Annotated in this window: 8 protein-coding genes; 2 read left to right on the top strand and 6 right to left on the bottom strand. The window is 61.6% G+C overall.

What is annotated here, in order from left to right; translation table 11 throughout:
- Positions 1–123: 123 nt before the first annotated feature.
- The 6 genes from ABUA09_RS17240 to ABUA09_RS17215 all read right to left on the bottom strand — a co-directional run bounded on the left by ABUA09_RS17240 (position 124) and on the right by ABUA09_RS17215 (position 6,152).
- A complete protein-coding gene (locus tag ABUA09_RS17240) occupies positions 124–1,623 on the bottom strand; it encodes a sodium:solute symporter family protein (protein WP_279204355.1) in 1,500 nt (499 codons plus the stop codon).
- Position 1,624: 1 nt separating this feature from the next.
- Positions 1,625–2,275 carry a 3-oxoacid CoA-transferase subunit B gene (locus tag ABUA09_RS17235; RefSeq protein WP_195615513.1) on the bottom strand — a complete coding sequence of 217 codons (651 nt, stop codon included), beginning with the start codon at positions 2,273–2,275 and terminating at the stop codon, positions 1,625–1,627.
- A gap of 15 nt (positions 2,276–2,290) precedes the next feature.
- Complete coding sequence (locus tag ABUA09_RS17230; protein WP_279204357.1) at positions 2,291–2,947, bottom strand: CoA transferase subunit A; 657 nt, start codon at positions 2,945–2,947, stop codon at positions 2,291–2,293.
- Between the two features lie 135 nt (positions 2,948–3,082).
- On the bottom strand, positions 3,083–4,111 hold the full coding sequence (locus ABUA09_RS17225) for a tripartite tricarboxylate transporter substrate binding protein (RefSeq protein ID WP_349949565.1): 1,029 nt from the start codon (positions 4,109–4,111) through the stop codon (positions 3,083–3,085).
- A gap of 48 nt (positions 4,112–4,159) precedes the next feature.
- On the bottom strand, positions 4,160–5,671 hold the full coding sequence (locus tag ABUA09_RS17220; RefSeq protein ID WP_116722635.1) for a tripartite tricarboxylate transporter permease: 1,512 nt from the start codon (positions 5,669–5,671) through the stop codon (positions 4,160–4,162).
- A gap of 13 nt (positions 5,672–5,684) precedes the next feature.
- A complete protein-coding gene (locus ABUA09_RS17215; protein ID WP_058118463.1) occupies positions 5,685–6,152 on the bottom strand; it encodes a tripartite tricarboxylate transporter TctB family protein in 468 nt (155 codons plus the stop codon).
- A 439-nt stretch (positions 6,153–6,591) separates the two neighbouring features.
- Here ABUA09_RS17215 and ABUA09_RS17210 point away from each other — a divergent pair, with 439 nt between their 5' ends.
- Together ABUA09_RS17210 and ABUA09_RS17205 are read left to right on the top strand one after the other, a co-directional pair.
- Entirely contained in the window at positions 6,592–8,631 is a 2,040-nt protein-coding gene (locus ABUA09_RS17210) for a sigma-54 interaction domain-containing protein (RefSeq protein WP_349949564.1), read from the top strand.
- A gap of 50 nt (positions 8,632–8,681) precedes the next feature.
- Entirely contained in the window at positions 8,682–9,854 is a 1,173-nt protein-coding gene (locus ABUA09_RS17205; protein ID WP_033117577.1) for a thiolase family protein, read from the top strand.
- Positions 9,855–10,066: the final 212 nt, after the last annotated feature.

Genomic DNA, 10,066 nt, shown 5'->3' with positions numbered 1-10,066 from the left:
CGGGCACATAGGGCGTCTGGGATTTCATGGTGCCCGCCCCGCAGAGTGCCGCGGTGATGATGAGTTTTTTGCCCATAGTAATTCCTCCTGAATCATATGTCGAATAAATATAGGAAAGTCGATTTACGCTGTCTTGCCGAAATGGGCGCCGGCGGCACAGCAGAGCAGACTGACCGCCATGCCGAGGAAGAGGGAGTCGAAGGGCAGGGACAGCAGACTGCCCAGCAGGACGGCCAGCGGGCCGCCGATGACGGAACAGAGCACCCACTTTTCAGAAATCGGCGCCTTGCAGAAGAGGGCGAAGGTCATGGGGACAAATACCACCGCGCCCCGCAGCCCCATGGAGAGGAAGCCAAAGTCGTTGATCACAGGGCCGGGGACCGATACGGCAATGAGCGCTGCGCAGAGCAGGACCACGATAATGGTGATGCGGGTGACCACCAGACCCGTCTTGGGGTCGTCCAGCCGGCGGGAGAGGCGCCTGAAGATGTCGTTGACCAGGATCGAAGCCACGCCCATGGAGAGACCGGAACCGCCGCCCACGATGGTGATGAAGAGGGTGCCCAGCACCACACCGCCCACCAAGGAGGGCAGATGATTTACCACAAACATGGGGAAAGCCTGAGAGGTGGAGGCCATCTCCGTAAGCCCCGGGGGGACGGCCTGCCCGAGGGCGGCCAGGGCCTGTACCTCCGCCGTGGTGATGTAGTGCGCCCGCATATAGAGCCCGATGAGGATGCAGGCGATACCGATGGGCGGGATGAGCAGCGCGGAGAGAAGGGCCCCCTTCCGGGCGGCGGAGTCGCTCCTGGCGGACCAGATGGCCTGGGCGTAGGTCTGGGTAGAGAGCACGCCCAGCAGGAGAGAGATGCCGGATCCCACGTCCTTGAGGGGACCCCGGGCCACCAGACTGAGAAAGCGGGTATGGAAGGCGTCCGCCCCACCGGACAGCCCGAGGACCGCGTCCATGCCGGGCGCCTGGCACAGGTCGGAGACCCGCCCCAGAAGGGGGGTGACGCCCCCGCTCAGCGACCAAACGGTGAGGCTGCCCACGATACAGGCCAGATAGAGCAGGAAGAGCTTGACCACGCCGCCCATGCCCGCGCCGGTCACGCCGCCGAAGACGACATAGAGCGTCATGATGGCCACGCTCACCAGGGCCGCAGCCCCCATGCCCATGGGGAAGATGGTGGTCAAAAGGGCGGTGGCGGAGATGACCTGGGCGATGACGCTGATGAAGATGCCCAGGGAGCAGAGGACGGAGCCCCAGTAGCCGGCGGCCTTCCCATAGCGCTGGGAGACGATGCCCAGCAGGGTGGTGGAGCCGCTGTGCCGCAGCGGCACGACGTAGCCCACCGCCAGAAGCAGGCAGCCGATCCCGGCGCCCAGTGTGAACCACCAGGCAGCGAGACCGTAACTGTAGGCGAGCTGGGCCGTGCCAACGGTGGCCTGCCCGCTGACCAGGGCGCCCATGATGGCGCCCGCCACCAGCCAGGGGCCGGAGCTCCCGCCGCGGTCAAAATCCGCGGCGCTCTTTACGCTCCTTCCCGAGTAGATACTGACGCCCACGATCACGGCCAGCGTGGCCAGGATGCCGATGACGTGCCAAATGGTGAGCGTCATGTCAGACCATGCTCCCGATCTGGGTGGGAACGATGAGTTCGGCATCCGTCTTTGCCAGGACCTCTTCCACAGTGACGCCGGGGGCCAGCTCCTCCAGGACCAGGCCGTCTTCCGTGCGGTGGAGCACACACAGTTCGGTGACGATGTAGTCCACCTCATGGGCCGCAGTGAGAGGCAGCGTGCATTTTTTCAGGATCTTGGGCGCGCCGCTCTTGTTGCAATGCTCCATGGTGATGATGACCAAATTGGCCCCGGCTACCAGATCCATGGCTCCGCCCATACCGGGCACCTTTTTTCCGGGGATCATCCAGTTGGCCAGGTTGCCCTCCTGGTCCACCTCCAGGGCCCCAAGCACCGTGGCGTCCACGTGGCCCCCACGGATCAGGCCGAAGGAAGTGGCGCTGTCGAAACAGACGCCCCCGGGCAGGATGGTCACCGGCTGTCCTCCGGCGTTTACCATGTCCTTGTCCACGTGCCCTTCCTCGGGCGTGGGACCCAGCCCAATGAAGCCGTTTTCCGACTGGAGCGTGATGTTGACGCCCTCCGGCAGATGGTTGGCCACCAGCGTGGGCATCCCGATCCCCAGGTTCACCAGGTCGCCGTCATGAAAGAAGCGGGCGGCCCGGGTGACGATCAATGTTCTAGCATCCATGCAATTGCCCTCCTTTCACAGCTTGACGACGAGGTCCACACAGACGCCGGGCGTCATGACCTCGTCCGGGTCAAGCTGTCCAACCTCCACCAGCTCCTCGACCTCGGCGATCACAAAATCCGCGGCCATCGCCATCAGGGGATTGAAGTTCCGGCCTGCCCGGCGATAGACCAGATTGCCGGAGGTGTCGGCCTTCCAGGCCTTTACCACGGCCACCTCGGCGTGAAGGGGCTTTTCCAGCAGGTAGTCGCGTCCGTCCACCTGGATGACCTGCTTGCCCTCGGCCACCACCGTGCCGATCCCCGTGGGGGTGAGCACGCCGCCCAGCCCGGTGCCGCCGCAGCGGATCCGTTCAGCCAGTGTTCCCTGTGGGACCAGCACCACCTCCAGCGTACCGTCGTTCATCTGCTCCGCCACCTTGGGGTTCAGGCCCACGTGGGAGGCGGTGAGACGGCGCACCCGATGCTGGCAAATCAGGGTCCCGATGCCGTCGGTATGGTCGTTGCCGGCGTCATTGGAGATGAGGTCGATGTCCGTGATCCCGGCTTCCGCCATTTTGACAATAAACTTGTTGGGAGAACCCACATTGGTAAAGCCGGAGAGCATGATGGTCTGCCCGTTTCTGATGTGGGTAAGGGCCTCTTCCACGCTGGCCGCTTTGGAACCGTGCATTGCGGTCACTCCTTTGCTAAAATGGAATATAAAAGATGAAATGGAATTTTATCTCTGACGAAAAGGGTAGAAATGAGGCGGCGGCGCAAAAACCAATTTGCGCGCCGCCTCATTTTTATAGAGGAACGGGGGGGATCAGCCGGCGGACTCGAAGTCCACGGTGCTGTAGAGCTCGTAGTACTCCCGGACCAGGGCCTCATACTCGTCGCCGGTCATATAGGCGGGGGCTTGGTTGGTATTGGTCATGATCTCCTGGAAGGCGGCGTCCTCAAAGGCCGTGGCGCAGGCGTCACGCAGGACCTCCACGATCTCGTCTGGGGTGTCGGCGGGGACGCACAGGCCCATGTAGGAGTCACACACGGCGTTATAGCCCATCTCCTGAAGGGTCTCCACCTCGGGAGCCACGTCCCAGCGCTGGCTGTGGGCGGAGGCCAGCAGGCGCATGTCACCGCTCTTCACATAGGCGGCGAAGGAGGCCATGTCGCCCAGCGCACAGGGGACGAAACCGCCCAGCACGTCGGCCACGCAGTCAGTGGTGGAGGGATACTGGACAAAGCTGAACTGGGCGCCGGTTTCCTCACCCAGATCCTTCATGGTCAGGGGCTGGGGATAGCCGGTGGCGCCGAAGCTGATGGGGGACTCTTTGGCGGCCTCGATCAGGTCATCCAGGGTCTGATAGGGGGAGTCCTTGGCCACTACGATGCCGTAGCCGTACTGGCCGAAGGCGCAGAGATACTTGAAGCTGTCGGGGGTATAGGTCACGTCCAACTGATAGGGGACCAGGGCCAGCGGAGCCAGGGTGGCCACGCCGATGGTGTAGCCGTCGGCCTTGCTGTTGGCCAGCTCAGTGACACCCAGGCTGCCGATGCCGCCGGGCAGGTTGGTGACGGTGATGTTGCCGCCCAGGGCCTTGGAGATGGCGTCGCCAAAGGCGCGGGCGCTCAGGTCGGTGCCGCCGCCGGCGGAGTAGTTGACGATCATGGTGATGACGCGATTGGGATAGCCCTCAGCGGCGCCGGAAGCGGCGGGCGCAGAGGACGCAGCGGGGGCGGCGGTATCCTTGGGGGCGGGCGTGCCGGCGGACTGGCTGCCGGAGCAGGCAAACAGGGGGAGGAGCATGGCGGCGCAGAGGAGCAGCGAGAGCAGTTTCGTACGAGTCTTCATAACATGTTGCCTCCTAATAAAAATATAGAAAGGGATTGTGCGCGTTGCTTACAGACCATCCTGCAAGTTCTTGTCCTTCCGCTTGCCGCGGACGATGAAGAACACGGAGAGGATGGTGGCCGCCCAAAAGAGCCAGCACAGGGGGGAGCTGAAGAAAATGCTCCAGTCGCCGCTGTTGAGGATGAGGGCCCGGCGGAAATTCTTCTCAAAGAGGGGCGAGAGAATGAATCCGATGAGCAGGGTGGCCATGGGGAACTTGAACTTGGAGAGGATGTAGCCGATGACGCCGAAGAAGAGCATGATCCACACGTCGTCCAGGTTGGAGTTGAGGGCATACACACCGATGACGCAGAACGCCAGCACACAGGGGAAGATGATGGTGGTCTCCATGCTGCAGATTTTGGTAAAGGCCCGATAGATGAGCAGCGTGATCCCCAAGAGGACTATGTTGCAGAGGATGAGGCCGGCATAGACGTTGTACACGGTCTCGGGGGACTCGGTGAAGATCAGGGGACCGGGGGTGAGGCCCTGGACCAGGAAGGCGCTGATGAGCAGGGCGGCGCCGGTGTCGCCGGGGACGCCCAGGGAGAGCAGGGGGATCATGTTGGCGCCGCAGACGGCGTTGTTGGCCGCCTCTGCCGCCGCCACGCCCTCGAGGGCGCCCTTTCCGAACTGCTCGGGGTGCTTGGCCGTCTTATGACCCACATCATAGCCGATGTAGCAGGCCAGGGAGGGCCCCAGGCCCGGCAGGGCGCCGATGGCGCAGCCCAGCGCAGAGGACCGCAGCCAGTGTGGCAGGCAGAGCTTGAAATCGCTTTTCAGGAACCGGGTGTCATCTTTGCAGGATGGCTCAGGGAGCTGGGCGCTGGTCTGACCGAGGGCCACGGTCTCCACCTGCTTGAGCACCTCGCTGAGCGCCAGCGCACCGATGAGCATGACCACCAGGTCGATGCCGCTGGAGAGCTTCAGGCTGCCGAAGGTGAGCCGTGGGATGGTATAGGAGGCGTCCATGCCCACACAGCCGAAGAAAAGGCCGATGCAGCCGCCCAGGAGCCCCTTGGTCAGGGACTTGCCCGCCGCCGAGGCAATGATGGTCAGGGAGAAGAGCATCAGCACCGCGTACTCAGCGGGGCCGAACTTCAGGGCGACCTTGGCAATGGGCTGGGCGATGATGACCAGGATGATGCTGGAGAAGAGGCAGCCAAAGCAGGAGCTGAACAGGGCTCCCTTAATGGCCTTGCGCGCCTTGCCCTGTTTTGCCAGGGCGTATCCGTCGGTCACGGTGGCCGCGGCGGAAACCGTGCCGGGGGTGCCGATGAGGATGGCCGACATAGAGCCGCCGAAGGTGCCGGCGTTATAGGCGGCCAGCAGCATGATGAGGGATTGGGTGGGGGTGAGATAATAGGTGAGCGGAATGACCAGGGCGATCGCCATGGTGGCGGAGAGACCGGGAATGGCGCCCAGAATCACACCGACGAGGACGCCGCCCACCAGGTAGAGCAGGTTTTCCGGCTGTAATACGGCTACGAATCCGTCAAAGAGCATACTTAATGCGTCCATACATTCTCCTCCTTTAAGGCATGTGCAGCTGAAGCCCGTAGGTGAAGCCGACGTAGATGATGATAGGCAGGAGCACCGACGGCAGAATGATCTTCAGCTTGTTGCGCTGCCCATAAAGAGTGATGAGCACGGCCAGGAAAACCATCGTGGCGGGAATATAGGGGATGAAGTGAAGGATAATGACATAAAGAATCACGATCCCCAGGGTCAAAAGGACCAGGCGGGTCTCCTTCTTGCCGAGGGAATAGGTCTCCTCATCCTCCTGCTTTGGGGCTTTCCCCTTGCGCCAGCCGCTGGCAAACAGCACGATGCCCAGCACGGTCATCAATCCCGCGATGATATTGGGGAAGAACCGGGGCTGGGGGTAGGCATTTTTGACGTAGGCGATCTGTGTCGGGATGATGACGGCCAGAAGGAGAACGCCCAGGACGGTAAATACCACACCCAGGATTTTTTCTGCCTTGCTTTCGTTCAGAACCATTCTTTTCCTCACGTCCTCTCTGTGATTGAATCGTATCGCGTTGGCGCCGGGAACCCTGCTGGCCCGGCGGACCGGGTATTCTGACACCTCCCTTATACACGCTTCCTGTTCCGGAAAAATGGATTGACAAAGATAAATTAAGCAAATGGCATGCCAAAATGGAGAATTGGCACATGGATTGCATAAATAAAAAAGAGAAAAGCCTTGGAAGGACGGAATTTCGGCAGGGCAAAAGGTTGAAAATTTGACAGGAGGAACAAAAATAACCGGGATTAAAACAAATTAAAGCGGATTATATGGCTGGATGCCGGCTGGGAAGAAATGATTTAATATCAATTAATGCGGATTAATCACGCCTTTTGACAGAAAGGAAAGCAGGATGGAAAGAGGATACCAAGAAAATTCCAAGCGGCTTCTATGTGTGACGGGGACAGAACAAATGTCCCGGCATTTGCTGTCCCACACCAGATCTGTTTTCGGGGACAGGCTCGGGGTAGCCTGTTTTACCCGAAATGTGGACGAGCCCTCTCTTTTCAAGGAGTACTGTGCGCGAAAGCCCGGGATCATCATCGGGCTGTCAGAGGAGTCGGTGGAATATGCGCGGGCCCGTTCAGAGGGAATCCCCATCATCAACGCCCGATTTTGCCTCCACGAGCCCCGAAACATCGATAAGCTCTTTCTCCTACCGCCGGGCAAGGAGGTCCTGGTCATCAACAAGACCAAGCTCCACACGGAGGAGACGATCCGGGCGCTGGAGGATATGGGCATCCGCCACATCCGGTATGTCCCCTATTACGAGGGCTGCGCCGAGGATGTTTCCGGGCTGGACACCGCCATTTCTCCCAGTGTGTTCAACTATGGACCCCAGCACATCACCAACCGGATCGACATCGGATTCCGGGGCATCACCATCGAGACATGCGCGGCCATCGCTGAGGCGCTGGACATGCCCAAGGATTATTTGAACAACTATATCAATATCCAGAGGAACGTACTGACGCAAACCTTCAAGCATCTCAGCGAAGAATACCTGCAGGCCCAGCACCTGAAAAACACGCTGCAGTCCATGATCGACAATCTGGATGAGGCCATCGTGGCGGTGGACCAGGAAAACCGGATCGTGGCGCTCAACGCTCTGGCCGTGGAGCTCTTTCAGCTCGACGGGGAGACGGCGCCCGGGAATCCCTTCGAGTGGCTTGTCAAGCACAGCTATTTGGAGCAGGACATCCTGGACACGCCGGAGGATTGGAAGACTGTTGTGAACATCGGAGAGCGCCAGTGCTATATGACCTTTGCGTCCGTGGAGCTCTCCGGTATCACCACCCGGATCGTACGCTTCCGGGATGTAAACCGTGCCCAAGCCAACGATTCCAACATGCGCCGGCTCCTCTACCAAAAGCATAAGGGACATGTGGCGAAGTACCATTTTGAAAACCTCTGTATGGCGGACAGCGCCATGCAGAAGGTGGTGGGCACGGCCAGGAGCCTGGCCGCCACGAATTACACCATCCTCATCACCGGCGAGAGCGGCACCGGAAAGGAGCTGCTGGCCTCCTCCATCCACAATGCGTCCGCACGGGCAAACTGCCCCTTCGTGGCCGCCAACTTTGCGGCCATTCCGGAAAATCTCATCGAGAGCGAACTATTCGGCTATGAGGAAGGGGCCTTCACCGGTGCGAAGAAGCACGGAAAGGCCGGGCTCTTCGAGCTGGCCCACACAGGGACCATTTTCCTGGATGAGATCGGCGACGCCTCCCTCTCCGTTCAGGCCCGGCTCCTCCGGGTGCTGGAGGAAAAGGAGGTCATGCGGGTGGGGGACACGAAGGTCACCCCCATCGACGTCCGGGTCATCGCCGCCACCAACAAGGACCTCCGGGAACTCATCCGGCAGGGACAGTTCCGGTCCGACCTCTACTTCCGCATCAATGTGTTCCAGCTCATGCTGCCGCCCCTGCGGGAGCGGACAGAGAGCATCTTCCCGCTGATCGGCAGCTTTTCCAGGGGGAAGATCGCGCGGGAGAGCTTTACAGAAAACGCGATACATATCATAGAGACCTACGACTGGCCGGGCAATCTCCGGGAACTGCGGAACATGGTGGATTACATCTCCATCATGCGCAGCCGGAAGAAAAAGATCGATGAGGATCAGCTCCCCATCGACATCACGGCGGCGGCCAGCCAGGGCTACCAGCCCTATTGTCCCTCTATGGAGCAGGTGATCAGCCGCTTCGGCCGCCCGCTGGTGCAGACGCTCCTGGAGCTGCTCGCCCAGAACAAAGATGGAGAGATCCGCTACAGCCGCTCGGATATTCTCCAGTACCTGCAGGCGCGGAAGCTGCGCTGCTCCACCACCATGCTGCGCGCCATCCTCTCCGAACTGGAAGGGCAGGGCATGGTCCTGGCGGGCAAGACCCGGCAGGGGACCCGGCTGTCCGCATCCGGGCAGCGGTATTTGGACGCCCTGCATGCGGAAGAGTGAGTCCCCCCTTGCGGGGTTCTCGATTGACAGAAATTGAAGGAGGAAAAATCATGAGTCAAACAGTGCGGGAAGTTGTTGTGGCGGCCTACGGGCGCACGGGGATCGCCAAGGCGCGAAAGGGGGGGCTGCACCTCACCCATCCGGTGGATTTTACCGGGCAGCTGCTGGCGGGCGTGGTCCGCAAGGTACCCCAGTTGGCTGTAAGTGAAATCGACGACGTGGTGCTGGGCTGCGCCCGGCCCCAGGAGATCCAGTGCTCCAACATCGGCCGCCTGTCGGCGCTGCGGGCGGGCTTCCCGGCCAGCGTACCGGGGCAGACAGTGTCCCGGCTGTGTTCCTCGGGCCTGCAGGCCATCGGGAGCGCGGCCAATTCCATCGCGGTGGGGGAGGCCGATGTGATCGTGGCCGGCGGCGTGGAGTTCCTCACCTCTATCGGAATGGGGACACCGGAACAGTACCAGTGTAAAGAGCTCAAGGAGATTGACGATGGGCCCTATCTCTCCATGGGCATAACAGCGGAAAATGTGGCGCGGCGCTACGGAGTGAGCCGGGCCGAGATGGAGGCCCTGGCGGTAGAGAGCCACCGGCGGGCCCATGCGGCGCAGGAGGCCGGCGTGTTCGACGCCGAGATCGTGCCGGTAAACGCGGTCCAGGAGGACGGAAGCACTGCGCTTTTCCGGCGGGACGAGGGAATACGGCCCGGCACCACGGCGGAAAAGCTGGCTGAGCTCAAGCCGTGCTTCCTGGAGGACGGGCTGGTGACGGCGGCCACGTCCTCCCAGGTCAGCGACGGCGCGGCCGCCGTGGTCCTGATGAGCCGGGAGAAGGCGGAGCAGCTCGGCGTGCGCCCCATCGCCCGGTTCCTGGGCTTCGCGGTGGCGGGGGTGGACCCCTCCTATATGGGGATCGGCCCCATCTACGCCGTACCCAAGATCATGGCCCGTACCGGACTCACGGTGGCGGATATGGATGTGATCGAGCTCAATGAGGCATTCGCGGCCCAGGCCATCCCCTGTATCCGGGAGTTGGGGATCGATACCCAGCGTCAGCTCAACCCCAACGGCGGAGCTATGGCGCTGGGACATCCGCTGGGCGCCACGGGGGGGATTCTCACCTGCAAGCTGCTCAATGAACTCACCCGGCGCCGCGGGCGCTACGGCCTCGTGACCATGTGTGTGGGCGGCGGTATGGGAGCAGCCGGGATCTATGAGATGCTGGACTGACGGACAAAAAACAAGGAGAGCGGGACAGCCTTAAGGCTGTCCCGCTCTCCTTGTTGGGAGGGAAATAAAGCAGAAGGATGGAAAAAAACACGGCTTGTGTCCGCGCTCAGGGAGGTTGGAGTCTTTAAACGTGCTTGGTGAGCCGGAGGATCTCCCGTGCGTCGGCGGCGGTGGCGATGGTGCGGCCGGCCAGCTCGCCCAGCTTGCAGGCC

It is taken from the genome of Intestinimonas sp. RTP31139st1_F5_RTP31139_211217, assembly GCF_040226735.1.
Lineage (GTDB): Bacteria > Bacillota > Clostridia > Oscillospirales > Oscillospiraceae > Intestinimonas > Intestinimonas butyriciproducens.
The sequence above is the reverse complement of the archived record's forward strand: the minus strand, read 5'-3'. Positions and strand labels throughout refer to the sequence as shown.

Coding starts and splice junctions, on each gene's coding strand:
- ABUA09_RS17240 (WP_279204355.1), bottom strand. CDS start 1,623: ATGACGCTCACCATTTGGCACGTCATCGGCATCCTGGCCACGCTGGCC.
- ABUA09_RS17235 (WP_195615513.1), bottom strand. CDS start 2,275: ATGGATGCTAGAACATTGATCGTCACCCGGGCCGCCCGCTTCTTTCAT.
- ABUA09_RS17230 (WP_279204357.1), bottom strand. CDS start 2,947: ATGCACGGTTCCAAAGCGGCCAGCGTGGAAGAGGCCCTTACCCACATC.
- ABUA09_RS17225 (WP_349949565.1), bottom strand. CDS start 4,111: ATGAAGACTCGTACGAAACTGCTCTCGCTGCTCCTCTGCGCCGCCATG.
- ABUA09_RS17220 (WP_116722635.1), bottom strand. CDS start 5,671: ATGGACGCATTAAGTATGCTCTTTGACGGATTCGTAGCCGTATTACAG.
- ABUA09_RS17215 (WP_058118463.1), bottom strand. CDS start 6,152: ATGGTTCTGAACGAAAGCAAGGCAGAAAAAATCCTGGGTGTGGTATTT.
- ABUA09_RS17210 (WP_349949564.1), top strand. CDS start 6,592: ATGTCCCGGCATTTGCTGTCCCACACCAGATCTGTTTTCGGGGACAGG.
- ABUA09_RS17205 (WP_033117577.1), top strand. CDS start 8,682: ATGAGTCAAACAGTGCGGGAAGTTGTTGTGGCGGCCTACGGGCGCACG.